This is a genomic window from Nostoc sp. (assembly GCF_036917575.1).
Lineage (GTDB): Bacteria > Cyanobacteriota > Cyanobacteriia > Cyanobacteriales > Nostocaceae > Nostoc.
Map to the genome: position 1 here is coordinate 35,800 of NZ_JBALDC010000043.1, position 24,680 is coordinate 60,479.

Consider the following 24,680-nt stretch of genomic DNA (forward strand, 5'->3'; position numbering starts at 1 on the left):
CTATTGCTAACTCTCTTCTTTCACTCTTTCCAAGTGTCCTAACCTGTGTGACTACGGCTATAGTTGTAGCGATCGCCTAATTTTTTCATCTCACACCTAATTAAATTACTGGCTTAATATAGGAATCCTATTTGATTTTTGAAAAAACTCCGTACATCTGAAGGGTGGCGAAATCAAATGTAGTGTGTCGAATAAACCACTTCTTCCATCCACTTTAGATGCAGGAATGTTGGAATTAAGGCGCAGAAGCGTCGAACCCATGTTTTTGCTTGCAACCAAATATCTTCAATCGGATTTTGCGTAGGGCAATTGGGAGCAAAACGAACACAATGTATTTTCCATTCCTCTGTTGGTAAATCTTGATTTACCTCGGACAAGAAATCTTGAATTTCTTTAGAACGATGGTAGCTCGCACCATCCCAAAAAATCAGCAATCGCTGTTCCTTCGATTCAGCTAGTAAATATCGTAGGTAGTCGATAGTATTTTTTGAGTTTCCGGCTTCGTAGGCTTTGAGAATTAACTCTCCTTCGAGGTAGTCAACAGCACCATAATATGTTTGCTTTTCTCGCTCGTTAACTACTGGAACTGCTATTTCTTGGTCACTTCTACCCCATACATAACCACTTAAATCTCCCCACATTAAATGACACTCATCTATTAGCAGTACTCTTAACTTTCCTGCTTCGATTTCCTCCCGGTTATCTGCCAACACTGTTTCAAGCTCTTTTTTTTTTTCTGCGACAGCATTTGGATTTCCTTTAGGGTTTACTTTGGTGGTTTTCTTCCAACTAATTCCTGCTGCGTTGAACAAGTCATAGTAGCTTTGTTTTGACTCATAAATCACATCATACTCAAAAGCTAGTTTATATTCGAGTTCCCCCAGTTCCCAAAAATCCTTGGTTTGCAACCAACTCAATACCTGTTCTCTTTGTTCGCTACTTAAGTAACTTTTTTTGCCTTTGTGATCTAAGCGCAATCCATCAATTCCGTACTGTTCGTAGGCCTGCTTCCAACCTGTTATCAAACCCAGTGATACATCTAAAATTGTTTGAATTTCTTCATACAAGTAACCTTGATAAACTAACTTTACTGCCAGCGCTTTCCTTACCTCACGGGCATTTGGGCGAAGAGCTATAAATTCTTGTAGTTCTGCTATCGCATCCAAGGCGGTTTCTTCAGATGGAAGTATCACAGTTGTCACTCCCACAGTCAGTATTACCGTTTGTGAATGCTGCTTTACCATTGTTTGTTCTTACACTTTTACTCTCCTACGTATTCTCTCGTATTCTTTTTCAAAAATCAAATAGGATTCCTATATCAGTCTTCAGAATTTTGAAATTTTACCCCGATTTATCGAGCTGTTACTGAATAAGTCTTTAAGCTAAGTAACTGGTTATAAGCGCTATGAACCAGTAGAAAGTGGTGAATTTTACCCACTACTGACTACTTTTTAGTAGTCGCTGAAGCCCTCAATAATTATGTTGATTTCTATTCAGTTACTTATCTTTATTTTTTATACACATTTCAAAGCTGATGCGAATCATATATATTTTAAACGACGTTAAAAACTTAGCATTTACAGAAATGAAGAAGTATAGCAAGAGGCAGAAGGCAAAAGACAGTAGGTAGGAGGTAGAACTACTTACTATTCCTAGCATTGACGCTTGTCATTATGTCCTAACCTATGTGACTACGGCTATAAATAATACCAATTTGAAAAAGAATACAACACATGGATAAAAGCCACCTGCAACCCTCTCCTGAGAAAGCAGAGGGTTGCAGATAGAGTGAGAAATATTCTGAGTGTTAGACGATGACGTTAGTACCAACTACCAGATTAGTAGCTGTGAAATTATCCAAAGTTACTAATCTGGTAGTGTAATCACTCCTACCGTAATTATAATTAACTTCTGTAGAAGTACCTGATTGGACAAATAGTAGGTAGCCATCACTTACGGGATTGCTGCCAGTGTAGCCCCGATTTTTAAGCCAGTCAGTAATGATTAACTTATCCTCGATAACTGCTGCTGAGGGATTTGAGCCTTTACCTAGCCCACCAAAATCGGTGATGGTGTTGATACCATCACCTAAATTGTAAACAAATTCATCTTTGTCACCGCCACCAGTTAAGATGTCGTTGCCTTGATTACCTGCGATCGTATCATTGCCGGCTTGAGCGTTAATTATGTCACTATAATTATTGCCCACTAGATTATCAGCGCCATTGGTTCCATTCAGCCCATTGAACTCTAATGCACCAATATCAACTGTACCCTCAGATATTCTGTCAAATCCAGCGCTCCGTTGGTCGGTGGTGATACCTGCTGGAATCAGAGCATTATTCCCTGCATTAATGGCGGGACTATCGCTAATTAAGGCATTAGTAAAGGTTGCACCGCCGTTATTTTGCAGGGGGCTGAGTTTGGGATCAATAGGGTTGGCGCTGCTGCCGACAAGGGTGCTAGTAGTAAAGCCAGTGCTACCAGTGTTATCGCCAATCAGGTTATTACCGTCGTCGGTGAAGTCGCCGGAAACGTCGGGGTTGATGTCACCGCCGTAGATACCCCTGTTGTTAAAGTTGCCTGCAATGATCGTGTTCCCAACGATGACAGTACCGCCAGCAAAAACACCTCCACCAGTGCCGCCTCCCCAGTTGTAAAGGTCTTCTGCGGTATTATTGGTAATCGTGGTGCTGTTCAGATTGAGGATGCCTGAGCTAGAGATACCGCCACCGTCCCCTCCACTTGCACTGTTGCCAGAGACAGTACTGTTGGTGATGTTAAGGATGCCTGAGTTTGAGATGCCACCTCCAGAAAGTGCTTGATTACCAGAGATAGTGCTATTACTCAAGCTGACACTGCCAGAGTTAAAGATACCACCGCCATAGGAAGGGTAAGGGTCAGGCCCATAACGATTAAGACCACTGGCATAAGCCCCATTACCAGAGATAGTGCTTCCTGTCAGGCTGAGAGTACCTATATTAAATATGCCACCACCGCTGGCAGAGGAGTAACTGGTAGATGCACTATTGCCAGAGACAATGCTGTTAGTGAGGCTGAGGTTGCCTTTGTTAAAGATGCCTCCACCTAACGATGAACCCCTATTACTAGAGACAGTGCTTCTTGTCAAGCTGAGAGTGCCTTTGTTAAAGATGCCGCCTACCGTCCCCCTATTATCAGAGACAATGCTTTGTATCAAGTTGAGGCTAGTATTATTATTAAGCAAAATACCGCCAAAGGTATCGTTAGCATTAGCAATCTTCAAGCCATTAATGCTGGCATCTGTCCCTGTCCCCGATATCTCAAACACACCGGAGGCATTATTTCCACTGAGGATCAGGTTTGCTGCCCCAGTCCCCAAAACGGTAATATCATCGGTAATTGTTAGTTTGCCTGTGGTGAGGGTGATCGTATCTGGAGTGGCATCACTAAAAACTCCTCCAAAGGTAATAATATCTGCCCCAGCAGTAGCATTGGCATTGAGGATAGCTTGCCGCAACGACCCGTCTCCAGAATCGTTGGTATTAGTCACTACGAAATCATTGGCTGCGATCGCCACTGTCGCACTATAATCCACATTATTGATTTGGTAAGCTGAATCTGCTGCCAAGCTGAGGGTAAGATTTTCTGCCGCTTCTGCCTGAATATCATTGACAGGTGTCAGGGTGATATCTACATAGCTTTGCCCATCAGCAATCACAATACTGTTGCCGTTGATAGGGTTGCCACCCACGCTGAGATTGTAGTCTGCAATACTTGCATTACCATTGGCAGAGAAGTTGACTGTTAATGCCCCACTGCTATTACTGCGGCTGATGCGGTAAGTGCCAGTATTGCCACTGTTTTCATCGGCAGTGTTATCAGTTGCGATGATGCTGATGGTGGGTACTAGGGGATCAGGATTATCAGGTGGCGTAATTATCGTAGGCTGGACTTCATAAGAACCAATATCAATTGCAACGCCGGATATCCTGTCAAATCCAGCGCCCCTTTGATCGGTGGTGACACCAGCAGGAACTAGGGAATTATTGCCAGCATTAATAGCGGGGCTATCTGCAAGTAAGGTATGAGTAAAGGTTGCCCCACCATTATTTTGCAGTGACCCGATTTTTGGATCAATGGGACTGGCGATTGTGCCAATGAGAGTGCTGGTGGTAAAGTTAGTACTACCAGTACTATCGCCAATCAAATTATTGCCAAAGTCAGCGACGCTACCAGACACGTCAGGGTGTATATCACCAGAGGTAGAATTGTCAAAGTTGCCTGCAATAATGGTGTTACTAACGTTCATCGGGCTACCATAACTGGCAACACCTCCACCGTTGCCAACACCATTGCCATCTGAGTCGGCTATGTTGTTAGTAATTGTGGTGTTGATCAGAGTGAGGTCGTCGCCTGTGTAGCTGCCAGAATCATAGATGCCACCACCTTCATCATTCGCCGTATTGCCAGATATGGTGCTGTTAGTTAGAGTAGCTGAACCGCCAAAATAGCCACCATCATCTCCGTTAACGATACCACCACCGTTATAGTTTGCCGTATTGCCAGAGACAGTACTTGCCGTGATGTTGAGAGTACCGCCCTTATTGTATATGCCGCCACCGTAGTTTGCCGTATTGCCAGAGACAGTACTTGCCGTAATGTTGAGAGTACCGACGCTTGCACCGGAACCGTCATTATAGATGCCACCGCCGAAGTCACCCGTATTGCTAAAAACACTACTTCCCGTAAGGCTGAGGATGCTACTGTTAGAGATTCCGCCTTTCGTATTACCAAAGACAGTACTTTCGGTTATATTCAGGATGCCGTTATTAGAGATGCCGTTTTCCTGTGTATTGCCAGAAATACTGCTTGCTGTCAGGCTGAGGATGGAATTTGAATTGATTTGAATACCGCCGCTAGCGATCGCCAGGCCATCAATGGTAACACCTGTCGCTAGTCCCGATATCTCGAATACTCTGGAAGTATTATTACCACTCACAGTCAGCTGAGATGCGCCAGTTCCCAAGATGCTCACATCATCGGTAATGGTCAGTTTTCCAGAGATGAGGGTTATTACATCTGGGGTAGCATCAGTAAAAACTCCCCCAAAGGCGATCGCATCATCTCCAGCAGTTGCATTGGCTAAGTTAATTGCTTCCCGTAGAGTAGTGATACCGTTGTTCGGATCGCCATCATCTGCGTCTTTGATACTATTTACTGTAAAGGTTGCTAGTACTCCCGCGTAAGCTTCCCGCGTCGTTTCTGCAAACGCTAAACTCACTTCCATATCACTGGTGCGTACTTCCAGTTCCCAGTTACCTCCTAATGCCGCATTGCCAATCCGCTGACGGGAAGCAGCAATATTCGCTCCTGTAAGTTGGTGCAGTTTAGCAATAAATTCTGACCCCAGATCACCGTCAGCGACGTTGCAACCATAGATGAGTAAATTGGCTACTGTTGTAGCAGATGTAATTAGTGGTTTAGCGGTTTTAGATGAGGTGGAAAATATCTTCTGCCATTGTTGCAGTTGCTGACTATGGTATTCGAGGGTATCAAGTTTTAAGTAAGTATTGCCCAGTTGCAAGCTACCAGGGGCACCGTGGCAAACAATATGAATACTAATATTCTGGTCAGCGCGAGTTGCCAAAATCTTCGTAATTTGCTCAACACCGTTCTGTGTTGGGTCAATAATGAATACTTCGGTGCTGGGGACAACACCGTTAATTAAACTCTGACAGTCTTCAATTGCCGTGTCAATGAAGACCAGGTTATGCGTATATAAGGTGGGAATTACAGAATTTAATTGGAAGTGTGAAGTATGTAATGTTACCATTTTGTCACCTTAAACTAAGGTTAGGAGTTAAACTCAAACAGACTGAAGCTTTGTCATTACAGGGTTTTCACACAACTATTAACAGTAATAATAAATTATTTGTTACCATTAATTTCATTTTTTTATCATCAGGCCAATTGCTGTTTTTGTAAAGCAGTATTTCAGGAGTACCCATAAATGAACTAGTGATATCGTGTCTGGCAAAATACTTATCATTAAGACTGCAAGGGGGCAGGGGGAAAAAGAGTTTTCTTTCTTTTTGCACAGATGCAGAAACTATCACTAATTAGGCGGACATGATATGAGTTACCAAGAGAGTTTAAATCTGGAGTACTTTCAACTCAAAAATCAAAAGACTTTTATTCTCTGTTTTGGCTGCTGTGTTAAATGGGACTTATATATCTGCTGTGGTGTACTAGTAGTTCGCTTTCGTGACTTGGCGGGGTAAAGGGTAAGGGGGGGCCCCCTCTGGGGATAAGGGGCAGGGGGAAAGGTTTTAAATCCCAAACCCAGTTCCCTTTCCCCTTTCCCCAGCCCGAAAAAGCGCATCTTTGGGTTGGCAGACTACTAGAGTTCGATACCAGGGTATTGAAAAATAGAAAATAAGGCTGTGGCGACTTAAAATAGCATATTCAAAATTTTGAAGTTTTACCCCGATTTATCGAGCCGTTACTGAATAAGTCTTTAAGCTAAGTAACTGGTTACAAGCGCTATTAATCAGTAGAAAGTGGTGAATATTACCCACTACTGACTACTTTTTAATTGTCGCTGAAGCCCTCAATAATTATGTTGATTTCTACTTAGTTACTTATCTTTATTTTTTATACACATTTCAAAGCTGATGCGAATCATACATATTTTAAACGACGTTCAAGAAATAGGTAACGGTATTGTGAATGTGGCTGTGGATCTGGCTTGTCTACAGGCAAAATCTGGTTATGAAGTCGCGGTTGTTTCTGCTGGTGGGGAATACGAGGCTTTACTAGATATTTGTGGTGTCAAACATTACCAATTAGACCAAAGCAGAAAACTGGTAAATACGATTAAAGCAGCTATACGTTACCGAGCGATCGCAGCTGAATTTCAGCCGGATATTGTTCATGCCCACATGATGACGGGGGTAATACTAGCACGCATTTTTAAGGGACGCAAATATGCTTTAGTTTCTACAGTCCACAACGAATTTCAGCGTGCCAGCCTGCTGATGGGTTTAGCTGACAGAGTAATTGCTGTCAGTCAGGCTGTATGTGATTCTATGATTAAGCGTGGTATCCCAGAAAACAAGTTGCGGGTAGTATGTAACGGAACTTTAGGCAGTCCCCGCACCCGACAGATACAAGATTATCAACCTTTACCATTACAGCATCCAGCGATCGCCACTGTAGCCGGAATGTATCAACGCAAGGGAATCGCTGAGTTAATTGCTGCCTTTGAACAAATCGCCTCAGATTTTCCTCAAGCCCATCTTTATTTGGTAGGAAATGGCCCTGATAAACAGCTATTTGAGGCACAGGCACAAGCAACTTCTATAAATGAACGCATTCATTTTGAAGGCTTTCAACCGGAACCTCAACGCTATTTGATATCTTGTGACATATTTGTACTAGCTTCCCACCGCGATCCATGTCCTCTGGTACTTTCGGAAGCTAGAGAAACTGGAACTGCGATCGTTGGTACTCACGTAGACGGGATTCCTGAAGCTTTAGACAACGGGCGAGCAGGTCTTTTAGTGCCAGCAAAAGATAGTAATGCTTTAGCTGGGGTTTTAGTGCAATTACTAAGTAATGCCGAGATGCTAAACGAGTGGAAACAGCGGGCAAAGAAAAACCTAGAGAGGCTGAGTGTTGCCCGCGTTCATCAGGAAACAATGACAGTCTATCGGGAGTTAATTACAGAATGAGGGCATGGGGCATAGGGTAATAGACAACTAACTATTAACTGTCCACTCCCTACTCCCTTGCTTCTTCCCCAATCCCTAGTCCCCAGTCCCCAATCCCCAATCCTCTTAACAGAGCGATCGCTTTAGTTTGAAAGCTACGCCTAAAGCACCAAAGATTAGTACACCCAAAATGTTAGTTGATTCAGGAACGGCGGTATAATAAGCAGCCACTCTGATCGGCCCATCTTTATCTGCTTGCTCTGCTGGAATTGGTGGAATGATTCCAGCACCTGGCGCTAGATTAGGCAGGGTAGCGAATGGATTGTAAAACAGAGTTCCGTTTGGGATGACGCCACCACTAAAAGTGATAGTACTACCAGCAATCTTAATGTCTGTAAAAATATCCTTTAAATCCGGGTTAGCAGAGTTACCAATCTTCCCATCTCCATTAACATCCCCCCACTGCACTGGTTCATTATCAAATGGTGGAGTAGAATTCGGATTACTATACGACAGCGTTTTTAAATCAAAAACCAAGCTGTTTATATCGTAACCAGTGGCATTTAGAAAGTTATTAGCTACATCTGGAACACCATATTCTATTACTTGCCCTGGTAGATAATCTGTAAGGGTTCTTGGTTTTTTTACGTCGAGTATATCTTGATTTTTAGTCGTCACAATGGGTTCTACAAAAATGACGGCTTTTGCTGGTGTCCAAGACAAAAAACTAATTCCTGCTGCTCCAAGAACAGACAAGGCTATTTTTGTGGCAATTCTAATCATATTTGTGTCCTTTGGATATTGATTAACAGCTTGCTATACGGGATGGTTTAAATCAAACAGCAAAAACTCACTTTGTAAACCACTATCTATCTGCTAGATAAATAGTGGTTAATGTATGCTTGCTCAATGAGTTAATATTTACTCATAAGTTGATTTATAAGGCAATTATTGTAATTTTTTATCACGATAACTAGTAATTTTACGCAATCTTTATCAAAAATCTAAATTTAGAACTTATAAATTGACAGATTAGACAATATGTGGTTCATAAGTAATTATCCTGATTTTTAATAAACTATGGTTTATTGCAGGTTTGAAATGAAATGGTTATAAGATTTAGAGACTATGGCAAACGGCTTGCTGATTTTGAGCAAGAAATTTTAGTACGTTGTCCCCAATGCGAACGCAGTGCCAAGGTATTGACTGTAAACTCTGATAAATCAAGTCTTAGTTCCATCAAAAGAATTACCTGTCAGCACTGTAGCTATACAAAACAACAGTCAAAGGATGACAATTGAAAAGCCGCATTGTTACTGTGGCAGAACAATCACAGGGATAAAAGAAATTCTCGCTATGGAATATTAGACCATTTTTTTGGCTTATCCCTGTGGCTACAAACTTCTTGCTGCGGTCAGGTGCTATGGGCATATAATGAAGCTCATTTGAACTTCCTGGAAAGTTATGTTCAATCAAGGTTGCGAGAACGTTTGCCAGATGACTTATTAGGCTGGCACAATGGCAGTCTAATAAGTCGCCTACCCAGATGGATTAAGCTGACACAGCATCGGGAAAAAGTTTTACAGAAAATTCAACAGTTAAAGCACAGATTATAATCAACGCTTTAACGAATTACGAATTAAGAATTACTTTAATCTTGTTGATGAGCAAATTTATAACCACCCCATAAAGAAAGAGCGATCGCAACCACTAACAAAATCGGTATGCTGTACCAAGGAAACTGAGACAAAGGTAAATGGGCGACTGCACGCAATCCAATGCTGGCGTAGGTTAGTGGCAGCAGGTAAACTAAAACTTTCAGAGCCGCTGGTAGTGTAGCAGGGTCAAAGAAGGTTGCCCCTAAGAATGACATAGGGATAATGATAAAATTATTGTAGAGTCCAACTGATTCGAGCGATCGCACACTCAACCCTACAATCACCCCTAATCCAGCAAATACTGCACAATTGAGCGCCACTAATAGTAAAAATAGTGGGTTGAGAAAATTCCAGTTTCCTGTCAGCAGCAGCGCTACCAAAATCACGGAACCGGAAGTCATCAAACCCCGCACGACTCCCGCCAGCATTTTACCGATGTACAAAGCTAAAGGATGTATGGGAGTTAACAACAATTCCTCAAAGGTTTTGGTAAATAGTCTGTCTCCACAAATCGAAAATGTCGTTCCAGCAAAGCTAACCGTCATCGATGACAGCGCCACCATTCCCGGTAAGATAAATTCCAAATAGTTGTTATAGTTACCACTAATTCCTGAACCGGGTTTGATGGAACTACCCAAACCCAAGCCAAAAGCTAAAATATATATTAGTGGCGATATTAAGCCTGATGCAGCAACTGGTAGGATTCTCACCCGTAAATCTAACCAATCTCCCCAAAAAATAGTCAGACTATCAGCTAAGAAGATTTGAAGTTGCGAAGTTTTGAACCTCTTGCCTGAAGGTAGCGCTCTTTGAAATGTCACGTGCTTTCAATTACTTATTAAAATTTCATTAAGTTTTAATTTACATCGTTTTACACATCAATTGCTAGGGGTAACAAAAATATCTCATTCTAAAAATTGGAAATTAACAACAAAAGTTAGATAGTTTAAGCATTATGACTAAATTAATTGTGAAAACTCAATTAGTTATAGCAGGAGGCAGGAGGCAGAAGGCAGCAGGCAGAAGGCAGGAGGTAAAACATTACTATTCCTAACATCCAGGCTTTCAAGATGTCCTAACCTTTGATTCGCTTGCTATATATCTGATAACAATTAAAAGTATTAAAATTTTGTCCCAATATCTAGATAAACTAGTATTTTTCTCATTTAACAAGAATATTCCAGAGAAAATTACAGGCAATTACAGTCAAGAATAGGCATACTGAAAGAGGGAGAAAAACTTTAAACCACTCCCTCCCAAATCGGCGTGAAGGTGATTAAGCAACAATGAAACGTAAATCTACTGGTAGATCGGCTACTACTTCTAAACCCTCTATTTTCCAATCCCCTCTATTTAACTTCACCACCATCGCAATTATGGGAGGGGTGTTGATTTTGGGAATTGGCATTGGCATTGCTTTTAGTTCTACAACCACATTGACTCCATCAAATGTAGCTTCCCGTGAATTTATAGACACCAAAGCACCGAATCCGGAAATTTGTGTACAGTATGGAGCCAGCGCGATGGTGATGGACGCTAGACTGTTTGTCACTCTCAACCCCTTTAATGTCTATGTTGCCCAGCCAAGTATGCGTCCTGGATGCGTAATCCGACAAAATAACTGGGCGCTTTTAGAGCAACGTAAGCTGGTGACATCTGAGCAAGTAAATGAGTGCAAAAATCGCCTGAACACTTTTGGTTTCACAGGTAACTTGGACAGTGACAAACCGGATATTAGATGTATATATCAGAATGAAGCTGCTCAAAACTTTTTCACCGCTCAACCGGGAGCAGTTGGAGCACCTCAGGAGACAGATAGATTTTAGATTTTGGCATTTGGGTTAGTTAGGGAAGAGGTGACAGGTAACAGGGAATAATCTGTACCCTATTCCCTTTTTCAATTCCCAGTGCCTAGCGATCGCATCTGCCTTCATCAGCTCATTCGTAATCATCACGGATAATGGTCAAACCTAAAGCTTTGTAGGCACTCAGCATATTATTAGATACTGTAGGGGCAGTTACTAAGTAAGTCAGGGCATGAATAGACTCCACTAGATAAGGAGCAGCCGTATCTAGTTTTTCTGCTGTCACTAATCCTACTACCTCAGCCGATCCAGCAATCATGGCTCGTTTTACGTGCGCTTCGTCTAGGTTAGGTACACTAATCCCAACTTCTGGATGCAAACTGCAAACCCCCAACATACATAAATCTGCACGAATCATCCGTAATGTTTCAATTGTGACAGTACCCACGTTCACCAAGGCTTTCTTGTAGAGTTGTCCACCTAACATCACAACCTCTATATGGGGATGTTCTGCTAAAGCAACGGCGATTGGCGGACTATTTGTGATCACTGTTACGTGCAAATCTAAAGGTAAATGACGGGTTACTTGGAGAGTTGTCGTACCTCCATCTAAAATCACCACCTGTCCTGTACAAACTAATTTGGCTGCTGTGCGCGCGATCGCTTCCTTTTCTTTCGGGGCTTGCTTTTGGCGATCGGCATAACTGGCGGTGGCTGGAGATTTCAGGAGCGCTCCCCCATGAACGCGTTGCAATAGTCCGGTTTCTGCCAGTTCTCGCAAGTCTCGGCGAATCGTATCCTCAGAAACTTTGAGAACAGCACTAAGTTCTGTCGAAAGTACCTTTTTATCACGACGCAGAATTTCTAAGATGAATTGTCGTCGTTCAGCAGTTAGCATAATTAATTTTCCTGAAATTGCGTTTTTGAACTTAAAATTGCACGTTTGTGAGTTTATACTTATTAATATGCAAGTTCTTGTACGGTAATCCGTAACTTCAATTGAATTCAAGCACATTCATGCACACTTGCATGTATTGATTTTGGCATTTGATGATATCACACGGTTCCACAATGGTTCTGAGTGGTTGGCTTGAGCTTGGATAATTGTTGCCCATCAGGGTTTTAACAATTTTTTCGTAGTGCGATCGCGTGTTTTGTCTGTTCAAATTGTTTTTTATTCAATCTAGAAACCATGACTATTATGAACAACCAATTTCCAATTGATCTCGGTGCTTACAAACCTTTAGCGCTCAATCCCGCAAATTCCAGCCTCACAGATGAACAACGAGATACTCTCAAAGCGAATATTCAACTTTGCCGAGATGCGATCGTCTTTTTTACAGCGACTGGCGCTGCTAGCGGAGTCGGCGGTCATACTGGCGGGCCATACGATACAGTCCCAGAGGTGATGATCCTCGATGCCTTTTTCCGGGGAGCATCGGAGCAATTTGTACCAATTTTCTTTGATGAAGCAGGACATCGAGTCGCCACCCAATATCTAATGGCAACATTGCATGGTGATTTACCTGCCGAGCAACTTTTACATTATCGGCAAGCACATTCCAACTTACCGGGACACCCCGAACTAAAACTAACTCCTGGTGTGAAATTTAGTTCTGGCCGCTTGGGCCATATTTGGCCTTACGTCAATGGTGTGGCAATGGCGAATCCAGGCAAAGCTGTTTTCTGTCTTGGTTCTGATGGATCGCAGCAAGAAGGCAATGATGCTGAAGCGGCTCGCTTGGCTGTTGCTCAACATCTTAACGTCAAGCTGCTTATTGATGACAATGATGTAACGATCGCTGGACATCCTTCTAAATATTTACCTGGTTTTAGTGTCGCCAAAACCTTAGAAGGGCACGGGTTGAAAGTGCTTCAGGGAGACGGGGAAGACTTAGACGATTTATACCGTCGTATTTGCGAAGCTGTGAATACTCCCGGAGCGATCGCTCTAATCAATAAACGCCCGATGTGTCCTGGTATTGAAGGTTTAGAAGGTTCCATTCATGGTCATGATGTAATTCCTCTAGATTTAGCACTTAAGTATCTAGAATCTCGCGGACAAACTGCGGCTGTCGAATACCTTAAAAGTATTGAGAAACCCAAACAACCATATCAGTTTCTGGGTTCTGGTAACAAATGGGGCGCTAACCGTGGTGTGTTTGGTGATGCCGTGGTGGATGTCCTCAGTCGCATCAGTGAAGCGGAGCGTAAAGAAAAAGTCATGGTCATTGATAGCGACCTAGAAGGCTCCTGCGGTTTGAAGAAAATTCATGAAACATACCCGGAAATATTTATTTCCTCCGGCATCATGGAACGGAGCAACTTCTCTGCTGCGGCTGGATTCGGGATGGCCGAGGGCAAGCAAGGTATTTTTGCGACCTTCAGCGCCTTTTTAGAAATGTGTATCTCAGAAATCACGATGGCACGGCTGAACTATTCCAATGTTCTGTGTCATTTTTCCCATGCGGGTATAGATGACATGGCAGATAACAGCTGCCACTTTGGTATAAATAATATGTTTGCCGACAATGGCTTGGATGATGGCTACCCAACACAGTTGTACTTCCCGGCAGATAATAATCAAATGACAGCTTGTGTAGAAGCTGTGTTCTTTGAGCCGGGACTACGGTTTATTTTCTCCACCCGTTCCAAAGTGCCCAACATTAAAGACAGCAACGGCAATGACTTCTTTGGAATTGGCTACAAATTTGTTCCTGGTAAAGATGAAGTTATACGAGAAGGGACGCAAGGCTACATTATCAGTTTTGGCGATGCTCTCTACCGTGCCGTTGATGCTGTAGAGCGTCTTAAGCAAGAAGGGTTAGACGTTGGTTTAATTAACAAACCAACTTTAAACACCATTGATGAAGAAATAATTACCAAAGTTGGTAATGCTCCTTTTGTGCTTATAGTAGAACCCTTCAACCGTCGCACAGGCTTAGGTAGTCGTTTCGGCTCTTGGCTGCTAGAGCGGGGGTTGACTCCCAAATATGCCCATCTTGGAACTTATAAAGAAGGTTGCGGCGGTTTGTGGGAACAGTACCCATATCAAGGTATCGATCCAGTCGGCATCATCAACAAGGTGAAGGAGTTAGTTGGAAAAAAATAATTCATTGTATTAGGGCGTAACGCATAGCAAACCGGGCATTGGTTCGATTTCCCATGCCCCATGCCTAATTCCCTATTTTTATTTAGTTTTGGGTAAAGGTTGACCAAACTCGATCACTGGAGGATTGGGAGCATTGGGGATTGTTGGATCTGGAAATTCCGATATTCCTGAAGGAGGAATATTATTTAAATTATTGAGTTGATTTGGGAAAGAAGGAGGGGGAAGAATCGAAGCAGGTTGTTGAGAGGATGTATTTGGATTTAAAGGAGGTACGGTGACAAAAGGCTGCCCTGAGTTAGTAGTTGTTGAGGGCAGTTGATTGGATGGAGGCGGAGCTGTGAGTAAGGGCGATTGTGAATTAGTAGTTATGGGTGGGTTGCTAGGCGGCTTTTGGAGTGTTTGAGGTTGTTTCTTGGCTGAAGATGCGGACTTTCCTGGTTTTACAGCAGTAGTTTTACTATAAATAACCGGACGTAATACCCAGCGAGTGGAGTTTTTTCGGGAAACGGGTTGCAGTTGTACCTGTTTGGGATTAAAAACGGTTCCTGCTGCTAAATCTAAGACAATGCGTGTATCGTTTGCGTTCAGTTGAGAAATGCGAATGCTTTTGATTGCTCCAGAATAATTTTGTTGCGTGGTAACTTTGCCCAACTTAGTATTCGGTAAATCTACAACCAGACGAGAGGGTTGTGCCAAGTAGAAATAACGAGGGGTTACGCCTGCTGAGAGGGTGATTTCGAGTTGCTGTGTCTTGGGAGAAAAATGCCAATTATTTAGCTTTGCCCCTGGTGTAGCAGCAGTAGTGCAAGTTTCAAGGGCGATCGCTGCATAAAAGCCTAATATACAAATGCTAAATAGCTGCTTGCCCCATTGGTAAAATTGCTTAGTCTTTAGTCCCCGATCCATTCTGTTTATTTGCTCCATAAAACTCATACAATGCGCTCACATTGCTGTTTATTTCGCGCTTCCAATCCTGTAGACGCGATGAATAGCGTCTCTACCCACTCCCCATTCAATTAGCTTTTTGGGGCACAGCCGTAAATTTCAGAGGTTGTGGAATACCATTTACGGTTAATTGACCTGTTATATTACTTTTATCCACAAGTTGCATTTGAATTGTGACTGAGTTTAGAGGATCGTTTTGGGGGCGAGGAATATTACAAAGGATTGATCTGCCTACTTTCCCAGATAAATTTAATTGTTGATTTCGGAAGATGCCTGCCAGAGAGTGCTTTTCGTCAGTATCAGGGTTAGCGTTTGCCGGTAATACAGAGGCATTTAAATAAATACCTGACTGCTCAATGTTTAACGTCAGAGTATCCGATTTTTCACACTTAGGCAAATTCTCCGCTAGAGTTAGACGATAGCGACCGCTAACTGGAAGAGGAGCCTTGAGATTGTTTTCTCCATAAGCACTGACAGTTTTAAACAACAGTAGTACTGAAATTATTGCTACTCCGTAAAAAGTTAAAGATTTGAAGTTGAAATTATTCATGTTCTTAACTCCTCAATGGACTTCTTGCAGAACTAGGGAAAAGGAATAAAAAATCTTTCCCCTTTAACCTTTCCCCTTTTCCCACCTCTTGCAAAAGTTACTTTTGCAAGAGGTCTAATGTTGGCTCTTGACTACTAACCTCAGTAAGTACGGAAGCCAGATGAGCGCTGACTTGGCTGTAGCGACGGGTAATCAACAAGGAGGAAGAACATTGGATGGCTAGTTGATCTGTATATCTTCCCAAGGTTTGACGCTCAATACCCCAAGCGCGACTAGTACCAGCAATTGTCAAGTCTACATTTTTTGAGGCTTCGACTACAGTTTGGATTGCCTCTGGAGTTTGGACAATTTTGATTTCGATGCGATCGCGTACACTACTCGGTAATTTCTCCATCATCGTATTTAATTCGTAACTCAATTCATCCTTAAGCTGATTTTCGGGTATAACCTGCAAAACCTGTAACACACAAGTCTCACGGTTAATTAGTAGTCTCATAGCTATTATTAGCGCTAAATCATCATGAATATTTGCTGAATAAGGCACTAACAAGCTTTCTAAGCGATCGCTTCCCTTGTCTATAAACACTGCAACATCAACTGGCGCAGTAGTCAGCATTTGACCAACTCTTCCACCTAAGCGGTTGCTACTAAAAGCTGGGCGATGCCATCCCACAAGAATTAAATCAGCTTGTTTGAGTGCGGCAATCTGTGCAGTTTCTCGTGCAACATTACTAGATATGCGAATAATTGGACGCACGTGAGAGCGTATTTCTACTGGTTCAAGAGTATTAATCAATTCTTCTAGCTGCTGGCGGCGCTGGGCAATTAATCGGTCTGCTTCAACTGGCGTACTTTCAAAGGCATAATCTTTTTCAAATTCAATCAAGCTCAGAGGATTAACAACGGCAGGTTGTCGGGAGTTGAGAGCAATGCTTGCTGCCAACTCTAACAAGCCTTTTTGGGTACTCGGATTCGCCACAGGTACCAAAATTCGGTAGGGACGAATGTAAGTTTCGCTATCAGCAGCACTGGTAGCTGTTTCTGCTTCTAACTCCGGTTCCACCACATCTAACCGAATCAACTTCTTCGGATATGTCCATTCCAGAAGTGGCGAGGTCATGAAGGTAGTTACCAATGCCATAATTACCAGCATGGTAAATATTAAGGGGGATATTACCTTTAACTCTAAACCAATGTTTAGCACTATCAGTTCGGTTAAACCGCGAGTATTCATTAACCAACCGAGTGCCGAGGCTTCCCGTTTACTAATTCCACTGACACGAGCTGCTACATAAGTACCAACATATTTACCTGCGATCGCTACTCCTAAAACCAAAGCACACAAAAGCCACAATTCGGGACGGTTGAGCAAGCCAATCTGCGTTTTTAAGCCACTGTAGGCGAAAAATATGGGTAGCAAGAATATCAAAACAAAATCTTCGGTTTTTACTGCCAATTCCCGCACTAAATCTTCATTTTTAGGCATGGCTGCTCCCAGCAAAAATGCCCCAAAAATTAAGTGAATCCCAATTAGTTCGGTGATCAGTGCCGATGCAACCACGCCCATATAAATCCCAGCTAGCAGCAATTGGCTGAGGCGTCCCGCACGGAGGTAGTGTTTGGCAAGGCCTTTGAGGAACCAACGTCCCACCGTCAACATCAAGCCAATGTAGATGATGCTGGCGATAATCGTGGGTATAGCACCAGCAAAATCACCAGTCCTAGCAACTGCGATCGCTACCGCCAAAAGACACCAAGCTGTGACATCATCTACGGCTGCACAAGTTAAGGCCAACGTTCCTAAACGTGTTCCTTGTAAATTGTTTTCAGTAATGATTCGCGCCAACACTGGGAAGGCAGTAATCGACATCGCCGCTCCTAAAAACAAGGCAAAGGCGGTGAATGATACGCTAGCGTTAGAAACTAGGGGATAAAGTACCACCGCTAACAATGTTCCTAGAGAAAACGGCACCAAAATGCTGACATGAGAAGTTAAAACAGCTACTTCTAATTGACCGCCGAGGTATTTGGGATTTAGTTCTAATCCAATCAGAAACATGAAAAATATTAGTCCCACCTGAGACAAAACATTCAGAAAAGGAAAAGTTTCTGGTGGAAACAAGGTAACTGCTAAATGGGGAGCAACTAAACCAAATAAAGATGGGCCAAGCATAATCCCGGCGACAATCTCACCAATTACTAGTGGTTGCTTAATGGAACGAAATGCTAGCCCTACGAGCCGTGAAAGTCCAATAACAATCAGCACCTCAACCAGAACAAGAATAACTATGTGCATGGTTTCCTTAAAATTAACTATCTGGTTTCCCTAAGATAATTCTTTAAAAGACTGGGAAATGTCAAGCTTGTTAAATATAACCAAAAGTAATTTCTGCTTCATTGGTATATGAATTATTGTTAAGATATAGTCGCAGCCGTGAAACATCAATTCTGATGATTTTAGGAGCTAATCTCGAATAACTGCCGAATTAACAAGCGTTTATATGGTAATCCTATTTGATTTGCTTTTTGCTGAGAGTATTCAGATCCCCGACTTCTTGAAGAAGTCGGGGATCTTTTTATTCATAACTTATTTAGGATTACTATAACCGGACTGAAAACAGAGAATTTTACCCAATTACTAAGTAATTGATTTTATATTTAAACTACTTAATTAGAATATTTTTCATAGCTTGTACCGTGCAATAAAAAGGTAATCAGTGGTGATGCCATCAGGGTGGTAATGACTGCCATAATAACCATGATAGTGAATAAAGTTGGGGTGATTATACCTTGTTCTAAACCAATGTTGAGGATGATTAACTCCATCAAACCACGAGCATTCATCAAAGCGCCGATAGTTGCAGATTCGCGCCAATTTTCGCCGGCTAATTTTGCAGCTAACATACAAGTAACACCTTTACCAAGAATTGCGATCGCAATAATTAATAGCGTCACTCCCCACAAAGTAGGTGTATTTACTAAGCCAATTTGAGTGTTTAATCCAGAGAAAACAAAAAATATTGGTAACAAAAAAGAAGTAGTTAAAAACTCCGTATATTGGCGAATTTGTTGGGCAAATTCTCCCCGTGGTGTCACTGCTCCCAACACAAAAGCACCGAATATTGCATAGATGCCTGTCACATCGGTAAACCATGCACAAAACATCAAAATTATCAACATCAAAGTTAGGGTTTGTCTGTTCACACCTGCATCACGTTTTGTCATGCGTGTGAATGCTTGCAGTAGAGGTTGTCCGAGAAAAATTGCAAATAGCACATAACAAATGCCACCACCAATTGCTAATATGGCAATGCTCAAAGAATTTTTCACGCTAGCAAGTACAATCGCCAGCAAACACCAAGCAACTGCATCATCTACGGATGCTGCACCTAAAGCCAAAGTACCAAAGCGAGTTTGTGCAAGACCACGTTCGTAAAGAATACGAGCTAACATCGGAAAAGCTGTAATTGTCATTGATGCACCGAGATACAAAGCGGCTGACCAAGGCATAACTTTTGGTTGAAAGAAATCACCATTGCGATAAAACCAAAAAGATGCGATCGCTCCTAAAATAAAGGGAGTGATAATCCCGGCAGCAGATAGCAAACTTGCACTTTTGATATGATGTTTTAAGAGTTTGGTATTAAACTCTAAACCAATCAAAAACATATAAATTACCAACCCAATTTGGCTGATAGCATATAAAATTGACATAGATGGATTGGGTATCTTGAGTCCAATAGCAGTGATGATGGGAAGCTTAGGAAATAGCCATTGCTGAAAATTTGGTGCAATCAAACCTAGAAGTGACGGCCCAAGCATGACACCTGCAATCATTTCGCAAACAACATCGGTTTGACCAAGATAGCGGCGTCCTAAAATTGTGACAATCCGACAAGTGGTTAAAATAACTGTGAGTTGTAGAAATAGCCGAATAACCAGATCATAATTTGACATTGCACTTCCTTAATTTGCGTCTCTGCATTGAAGAATCTCCCTAGACTCCAAAGCTTGTCCTGTTTTTACTTATATATGACTACTACATCAGCACAAGTGCCGATTTTGTAAACAGAAGATAGCTGTTTTTAATTTGATGAGATACAACAGGCAATATGTTGCTTTGATTTCCAAAGTTGTAGCAGTTGCCATGTTATTCTTAGGAACGCATACAACTGTACGTCAATACAAGATATTGCATCTAAATTAAAACCGCCATATATGAGTTTTTATAATTTGTTAATTTGCAATTATTAACTTTTTTCATCTATTTAAACCACAATTGAGTGTAGATACGCACATTTGTGCATATCTACAGTTTAATCACCTGATAATTACTATAATTATTGATTAAATTAGTTTCGATAATTTGATATTTTATAACCACTCCCCACCCCGAAAACGCCAACGTGGGAAGATAATTCGCATTAGACTTTGGGAACTAATAAAAACTGCTATCCATACAATGCTATAGTGCAATAAAAAAGTTACTGGTGACAGTTCTTCCTTCGGTAAAGGTATTGGTAAAAAGCCAAATAGTTTGACTCCGCAAAATATAAATATTAATTCCCATATACCAGATAATAGTTGATAAACTGCGGGCCAATCTCTATCCCAACGGGATTTTTGTAGATAGTCATAAAGTACATCCCAACCCAAGCCAAATATAGCGACATAACCAAGTATCCAAAAATAAACTGAGTTAGCACCAGGGCCAATCCAACCTATTGCAAAAGGCAAAGATACAAGTACGCCGACAGTTACCAGTAATAATAATCGAGTTTGCCAGCGACCAAATAAAGTTGGTGTCATAAAAGTGCTGAGTTAAGAGTTAGGAGTATAGACGCGATTAATCGCGTCTGTACAAGAGTTAGGAGTAATGAATAATATAGAGAAATTAGAGTTTTTATAAATATATTTTGAATTGTTCATTAAAAATTTAAGAAGATTGTGGTGCTTTTTCCGAGGATCGCAAATACGATGATATTAGCTAGCCTCAAAGCACCAACACATCTATATTATTAGGATGGTTTCAGATGATAATCAAATTTAAAATGGTAAGCTGCGTTGGCAAAATCCATTGAAGGTATGGCATCCCAATTAATTACATCTTCTAACAAAGCTTGATAACCTAGTGTATTGGGATGAAGTCCATCTTCACTCAAGCGTTTGAGTCGCCAACTTTCACCGCGTTCCATCCATTGCTCAAAAATATCCAAATAGGGAATCTGCCGTTTGGTACAAGCAATTCGAGTTGCTTCTTTGTAACGGTATTGGTCGGCATGATTATAATAAAAACAATCTAAAAATGGCATCTTGGCTTCATCTACTGGCACCATGCCCACAAATAACACAGGACATAGTTGCTGTGCTAAATCTAGCAGAGAGGCAATTTCCTTTTCAAACAATGTAAAATCTGTATAACTTCGACCATCGGGACGTGCCAACCGTGCTGAGTCATTCACGCCTACAGATAAAATAATCAAATCGGGAACACGATTTCGCAGTTCGCCCCGGTGGCGAAATTCAACTTCTAGTCTTTGGGCTACTTGTTGGGTGCGATCGCCTCTTACCCCTAAATTATAAAGAATATGACCGGGACTATCCGGCAACATCCACCATCGCCGTAGTTGCTCGATCCAACCTCCTTTTTCCGGGTCGCCGAATCCATAAATTAAGCTATCCCCCAGCGCGACAATCTTCATTGGCTGAAAGTGATTTGGTGGTAAAGACCGTTGCATTGAGGAAGAAGCTAGAAATGTGTGCATTTAAAAACTATATTTTATATCTTTACAAGATTCTATACATTTCTATACCATAGATGGCTATCTTTAGTGTCCAAGCATATATTAGGTTTCTACTTGTTGATATGGTTGCAAGGTTAATTATTGCCACAGTTGAGCCTCTGAGGGTGAATGTTGAGCCTCTGAAGGTGAACGTTGAGCTTCTGAGGGTGAACGTTGCACCTTTGAGCCTGAAACTTGCACCTTTTATGCTGAAACTTACACCTTTGAGCCTGAAACTTGCGGTTTAAAAGCTCAAGTTTGGGGTTTGGTAGTGGAAACGTCTATGCAATGTCTACGACGGGCTACGCCTATGCACCATATTTCATTTTATTTTAGGTATAAGTGAGCGCTTATACTGCGCTAAATGAGTCTGAGAATCGAACCGCAGAGGCGCAAAGGACGCTGAGGAAGAGAGAAGAGGCAGCGTTAGCGCGGCTTATCGTACTCCTACTCTTAAGCAAGCTACGCGTAACGTTCCATTGGCGCAGCCTCTCGTAGAGAAGGAAAGGTATCGCTATTATATAACTGTGTATTTGCTTAATTTTGGCATCGTCGTTAGGATAAGTTACAGGTGTAAAAATTATCTCTATCTATAGCGAAGATGAATATTGATCTTGTAGTTAATGCACTTAAAAGTATTGCTAAACCTGCGGCTTCTCTAGTTATTAATCAAGCTCAACGCAATGAAACTGTAGTCAGAACCTTAAAACAATACGATTTTGACCCAGTACAACCACCCAAAGATGTTGATGGTGTTTATGTTTACTCTTTAATTGAGTATGGCGTGGGTAAGCGGGAAGCAATTCTGAATCTTTTTCGAGAAAGAGAGATTAAAAAGGCTTTTTGGAGTGCTTATACTTCTAATAATCCCTTGGGTTTCTACAAGCAAGTAGAAAAGTTTTTGCAGGGGAATGATTTAGCTTATGATATCCGATTATTGAGGATTGAGTTGCACTCTGAGTTAGAAGAATTTGGCGAAATATTTATTAAGGTTGCCAAAAAAAGCAAATCCAAAGAGTTTGAACCTTTCCCTGATTGGAATTTAGACGAGTATCCAGCAGAATTTAAGTCATTAATTAGAGAAAAAATCCGCTCTTTTTGCGGTCGTAAGTTTGTTTTCGATAAATTTAAACAATTTTGCGACAAAAATCGCAGTGGTTACTTCACAGTGGTGGGTGATGCAGGGATGGGGAAGAGTACCATTGCTGCTAAATATGTCTGGGACAATAAATCACCATGCTATTTTAATATTCGCTCTGATGGTCGCAATCGAGCGGAGCTATTTCTTGAAAGCATTCGCAAACAATTAATTAAGCTTTACCAGTTGCAGAATGCCGAGAAGGCTAATTTAGCTGATTTATTAGAACAGGTTAGCAAACAACTGACTGCTGGCGATCGTCTTGTAATTGTAGTTGATGCTTTGGATGAAGTAGAACAAGAAGCAGGGGGGAATCTTTTAGATTTACCGCCGTCCCTTCCTGAATATGTCTATTTTCTGCTGACTAGACGACCCTATACTATAGAGAAAAACGCTTGTCTGCACCAGATGTTCCGGTAGAGGAGCTAGATTTAAGGGGAAGTCAGTATGTTAATTTGAGTCGTGAAGATATCAAAGAGTATATTCGCTTCTTTTTAAATGATGATAAAGACTATAAAAATGCACTTAGACAATGGATTCAAGACCGCAATATTTCTGATAACGATTTTGTTGAGCAGGTAGCAACTAAAAGTGAAAATAATTTCATGTACCTGCGTTATATTTTGCCAGGAATTGCTAAAGGTGGCTATAAAGACCTGAATTTAAAGCAATTACCCGATGGTTTACAAGATTATTATCAAGTTCATTGGCAGCGCATGGGGATGGAAGAAAAATCCCAAGAATTAAAAGTATTTATCCTGTTTATTTTAGTGGAGATTGGTACACAAATTCCCTGTGAAATGATTGCGGATATTACCGAACAGGATGAATTGGATGTGCAATCAGTTTTAGATGAGTGGGTTGAGTATTTGAAGCCGCAGAATCTAGACGGAGATAATTGTTATAGTATTTATCATGCGAGTTTCTTAGATTTTCTACAGACAAAAAAAGAACTGAAAGCAACTCGAAAGCTATTTACAAAAGTAAATCAACGCATTGTAGATTATTGGGACAGTAAGTAAGATATCGGGTGTGTTATGCCGTAGGCTAATGCACCGTGAATTGTTAATTGTGCGTTTGTCTTTGAGACAAGGTTATTGGTTGTTAGATTGAAGAATGAAACCTAAGCTACAGAGTTCAAGATATAGAATGAAATGGTAGAAACACCTCATAAATTACAACTTCAAAAGTCTTACTCATGCAAAGCTTATCTGGGCAGGTATCCTTATAATCTGATCAATTCAGAAAATTTGGAGAAGTATTACACAACTCTCACCGATTTTAATTTCATCACTGTAAAGATTAATCATTCTGAGTTTGGCGTACAGCCACTAATTGAAGATTATGATTTGATTGATGATACAGATACATTAAATTACCCAGAATATAACTCTGAGAAAGTCAAAAGTCTGAAATTGATTCAAGGTGCATTAAAACTATCAGCGCATATATTAGCAGTGGATAAGGGGCAATTAGCAAGTCAATTGCACGGACGGTTACTAAATCAGAAAATGGCTAAGGAGATTCAGGCATTATTGGCAAAAATAAAGCAAAGCACAACTATCCCTTGGCTGCGTCCCTTAACCCCAAGCTTAACGCCACCAGGGGGACGCTTGCTCCGCACCCTCAAAGGTCATAGTTACTCGGTAAAAGCCGTCGCCGTCACCCCCAATGGGCAACAGGTGATTTCTGCATCCGATGACAACACCCTGAAAGTCTGGAATCTGGCAACAGGGGAGGAACAATTCACCCTCAATGGTCATAGTAACTCGGTAAAAGCCGTCGCCGTCACCCCCAAGAGGCAACAGGTGATTTCTGCATCCGATGACAACACCCCGAGAACCTGGAGTCCGGCAACAACAGGGGAGGAACAATTCACCCTCAATGGTCATAGTTCCTGGGTAAAAGCCGTCGCCGTCACCCCCAATGGGCAACAGGTGATTTCTGCATCCGATGACAACACCCTGAAAGTCTGGAATCTGGCAACAGGGGAGG

20 protein-coding genes are annotated in these 24,680 nt (G+C 41.6%); 9 read left to right on the forward strand and 11 right to left on the reverse strand.

Going from position 1 to position 24,680, the window contains the following annotated elements:
- Window positions 1-127 precede the first annotated feature (127 nt).
- Both V7K79_RS11410 and V7K79_RS11415 read right to left on the reverse strand, forming a co-directional pair.
- Window positions 128-1,244, reverse strand: a protein-coding gene (locus tag V7K79_RS11410) for an IS630 family transposase (protein ID WP_442938911.1) whose coding sequence is annotated in 2 segments (ribosomal slippage) — window positions 128-199 and window positions 201-1,244 — 1,116 coding nt in all. Because the reading frame shifts where the segments join, the coding sequence is not laid out codon by codon here.
- 563 nt (window positions 1,245-1,807) lie between these two features.
- Window positions 1,808-5,815: a DUF4347 domain-containing protein gene (locus V7K79_RS11415; RefSeq protein WP_335047640.1), complete on the reverse strand. Its 4,008-nt coding sequence runs from the start codon at window positions 5,813-5,815 to the stop codon at window positions 1,808-1,810.
- A gap of 841 nt (window positions 5,816-6,656) precedes the next feature.
- On the opposite strand from V7K79_RS11415, the gene V7K79_RS11420 reads away from it, so the two are divergent.
- On the forward strand, window positions 6,657-7,715 hold the full coding sequence (locus tag V7K79_RS11420; protein ID WP_335047641.1) for a glycosyltransferase family 4 protein: 1,059 nt from the start codon (window positions 6,657-6,659) through the stop codon (window positions 7,713-7,715).
- Between the two features lie 105 nt (window positions 7,716-7,820).
- Here the strand turns inward: V7K79_RS11420 and V7K79_RS11425 are convergent, their stop codons facing one another.
- A complete protein-coding gene (locus V7K79_RS11425; protein ID WP_335047643.1) occupies window positions 7,821-8,477 on the reverse strand; it encodes a hypothetical protein in 657 nt (218 codons plus the stop codon).
- A 323-nt stretch (window positions 8,478-8,800) separates the two neighbouring features.
- Between V7K79_RS11425 and V7K79_RS11430 the strand changes: the two genes are divergently transcribed.
- Together V7K79_RS11430 and V7K79_RS11435 are read left to right on the forward strand one after the other, a co-directional pair.
- Window positions 8,801-8,995 (forward strand): hypothetical protein, encoded by a 195-nt coding sequence (locus tag V7K79_RS11430; RefSeq protein WP_335047645.1) that lies wholly within the window; start codon window positions 8,801-8,803, stop codon window positions 8,993-8,995.
- A gap of 9 nt (window positions 8,996-9,004) precedes the next feature.
- Window positions 9,005-9,310 (forward strand): hypothetical protein, encoded by a 306-nt coding sequence (locus tag V7K79_RS11435; protein ID WP_335047647.1) that lies wholly within the window; start codon window positions 9,005-9,007, stop codon window positions 9,308-9,310.
- Window positions 9,311-9,345: 35 nt separating this feature from the next.
- Here the strand turns inward: V7K79_RS11435 and V7K79_RS11440 are convergent, their stop codons facing one another.
- Entirely contained in the window at window positions 9,346-10,173 is an 828-nt protein-coding gene (locus V7K79_RS11440; RefSeq protein ID WP_335047649.1) for an ABC transporter permease, read from the reverse strand.
- A 465-nt stretch (window positions 10,174-10,638) separates the two neighbouring features.
- Between V7K79_RS11440 and V7K79_RS11445 the strand changes: the two genes are divergently transcribed.
- A complete protein-coding gene (locus V7K79_RS11445) occupies window positions 10,639-11,178 on the forward strand; it encodes a DUF3172 domain-containing protein (RefSeq protein ID WP_335047650.1) in 540 nt (179 codons plus the stop codon).
- A 112-nt stretch (window positions 11,179-11,290) separates the two neighbouring features.
- Here the strand turns inward: V7K79_RS11445 and V7K79_RS11450 are convergent, their stop codons facing one another.
- Complete coding sequence (locus V7K79_RS11450; RefSeq protein WP_335047652.1) at window positions 11,291-12,055, reverse strand: DeoR/GlpR family DNA-binding transcription regulator; 765 nt, start codon at window positions 12,053-12,055, stop codon at window positions 11,291-11,293.
- A gap of 294 nt (window positions 12,056-12,349) precedes the next feature.
- Here V7K79_RS11450 and V7K79_RS11455 point away from each other — a divergent pair, with 294 nt between their 5' ends.
- On the forward strand, window positions 12,350-14,269 hold the full coding sequence (locus V7K79_RS11455) for a transketolase C-terminal domain-containing protein (RefSeq protein ID WP_335047654.1): 1,920 nt from the start codon (window positions 12,350-12,352) through the stop codon (window positions 14,267-14,269).
- A 78-nt stretch (window positions 14,270-14,347) separates the two neighbouring features.
- Here V7K79_RS11455 and V7K79_RS11460 read toward each other — a convergent pair whose 3' ends face one another.
- The 6 genes from V7K79_RS11460 to V7K79_RS11485 all read right to left on the reverse strand — a co-directional run bounded on the left by V7K79_RS11460 (window position 14,348) and on the right by V7K79_RS11485 (window position 21,529).
- Entirely contained in the window at window positions 14,348-15,175 is an 828-nt protein-coding gene (locus V7K79_RS11460) for an AMIN domain-containing protein (RefSeq protein WP_335047656.1), read from the reverse strand.
- Window positions 15,176-15,281: 106 nt separating this feature from the next.
- Window positions 15,282-15,764, reverse strand: coding sequence for a hypothetical protein (locus V7K79_RS11465; RefSeq protein WP_335047658.1), 483 nt, complete (start codon window positions 15,762-15,764; stop codon window positions 15,282-15,284).
- A gap of 97 nt (window positions 15,765-15,861) precedes the next feature.
- Window positions 15,862-18,060, reverse strand: a complete 2,199-nt coding sequence (locus V7K79_RS11470; RefSeq protein ID WP_335047661.1) for a cation:proton antiporter — start codon at window positions 18,058-18,060, stop codon at window positions 15,862-15,864.
- A gap of 371 nt (window positions 18,061-18,431) precedes the next feature.
- Window positions 18,432-19,721, reverse strand: coding sequence for a cation:proton antiporter (locus V7K79_RS11475; RefSeq protein ID WP_335047663.1), 1,290 nt, complete (start codon window positions 19,719-19,721; stop codon window positions 18,432-18,434).
- A gap of 417 nt (window positions 19,722-20,138) precedes the next feature.
- Window positions 20,139-20,573, reverse strand: a complete 435-nt coding sequence (locus V7K79_RS11480; RefSeq protein WP_335047665.1) for a hypothetical protein — start codon at window positions 20,571-20,573, stop codon at window positions 20,139-20,141.
- A 209-nt stretch (window positions 20,574-20,782) separates the two neighbouring features.
- Window positions 20,783-21,529 carry a GDSL-type esterase/lipase family protein gene (locus V7K79_RS11485; protein WP_335047667.1) on the reverse strand — a complete coding sequence of 249 codons (747 nt, stop codon included), beginning with the start codon at window positions 21,527-21,529 and terminating at the stop codon, window positions 20,783-20,785.
- A 101-nt stretch (window positions 21,530-21,630) separates the two neighbouring features.
- Between V7K79_RS11485 and V7K79_RS11490 the strand changes: the two genes are divergently transcribed.
- From V7K79_RS11490 to V7K79_RS11505, 4 genes are all read left to right on the forward strand, one after another.
- On the forward strand, window positions 21,631-21,795 hold the full coding sequence (locus tag V7K79_RS11490) for a hypothetical protein (protein WP_335047669.1): 165 nt from the start codon (window positions 21,631-21,633) through the stop codon (window positions 21,793-21,795).
- Between the two features lie 353 nt (window positions 21,796-22,148).
- The gene (locus V7K79_RS11495; RefSeq protein ID WP_335047671.1) at window positions 22,149-23,105 is read left to right on the forward strand and encodes an AAA family ATPase; all 957 of its coding nucleotides are present in this window, start codon (window positions 22,149-22,151) and stop codon (window positions 23,103-23,105) included.
- A complete protein-coding gene (locus tag V7K79_RS11500) occupies window positions 23,081-23,707 on the forward strand; it encodes a hypothetical protein (RefSeq protein WP_335047673.1) in 627 nt (208 codons plus the stop codon). The genes V7K79_RS11495 and V7K79_RS11500 overlap by 25 nt, the downstream gene beginning before the upstream one ends.
- A gap of 132 nt (window positions 23,708-23,839) precedes the next feature.
- On the forward strand, window positions 23,840-24,680 hold an 841-nt coding region (locus tag V7K79_RS11505; protein ID WP_442938913.1), incomplete at its 3' end, for a WD40 repeat domain-containing protein.

Excerpts from the sequence above, each read along its gene's own strand:
- V7K79_RS11470 (WP_335047661.1), bottom strand. The coding sequence starts at position 18,060 with ATGCACATAGTTATTCTTGTTCTGGTTGAGGTGCTGATTGTTATTGGA.
- V7K79_RS11495 (WP_335047671.1), top strand. The coding sequence starts at position 22,149 with ATGAATATTGATCTTGTAGTTAATGCACTTAAAAGTATTGCTAAACCT.
- V7K79_RS11445 (WP_335047650.1), top strand. The coding sequence starts at position 10,639 with ATGAAACGTAAATCTACTGGTAGATCGGCTACTACTTCTAAACCCTCT.
- V7K79_RS11460 (WP_335047656.1), bottom strand. The coding sequence starts at position 15,175 with ATGGATCGGGGACTAAAGACTAAGCAATTTTACCAATGGGGCAAGCAG.
- V7K79_RS11450 (WP_335047652.1), bottom strand. The coding sequence starts at position 12,055 with ATGCTAACTGCTGAACGACGACAATTCATCTTAGAAATTCTGCGTCGT.
- V7K79_RS11485 (WP_335047667.1), bottom strand. The coding sequence starts at position 21,529 with ATGCACACATTTCTAGCTTCTTCCTCAATGCAACGGTCTTTACCACCA.
- V7K79_RS11490 (WP_335047669.1), top strand. The coding sequence starts at position 21,631 with ATGGTTGCAAGGTTAATTATTGCCACAGTTGAGCCTCTGAGGGTGAAT.
- V7K79_RS11420 (WP_335047641.1), top strand. The coding sequence starts at position 6,657 with ATGCGAATCATACATATTTTAAACGACGTTCAAGAAATAGGTAACGGT.
- V7K79_RS11415 (WP_335047640.1), bottom strand. The coding sequence starts at position 5,815 with ATGGTAACATTACATACTTCACACTTCCAATTAAATTCTGTAATTCCC.
- V7K79_RS11455 (WP_335047654.1), top strand. The coding sequence starts at position 12,350 with ATGACTATTATGAACAACCAATTTCCAATTGATCTCGGTGCTTACAAA.
- V7K79_RS11465 (WP_335047658.1), bottom strand. The coding sequence starts at position 15,764 with ATGAATAATTTCAACTTCAAATCTTTAACTTTTTACGGAGTAGCAATA.
- V7K79_RS11425 (WP_335047643.1), bottom strand. The coding sequence starts at position 8,477 with ATGATTAGAATTGCCACAAAAATAGCCTTGTCTGTTCTTGGAGCAGCA.
- V7K79_RS11475 (WP_335047663.1), bottom strand. The coding sequence starts at position 19,721 with ATGTCAAATTATGATCTGGTTATTCGGCTATTTCTACAACTCACAGTT.
- V7K79_RS11430 (WP_335047645.1), top strand. The coding sequence starts at position 8,801 with ATGGTTATAAGATTTAGAGACTATGGCAAACGGCTTGCTGATTTTGAG.
- V7K79_RS11480 (WP_335047665.1), bottom strand. The coding sequence starts at position 20,573 with ATGACACCAACTTTATTTGGTCGCTGGCAAACTCGATTATTATTACTG.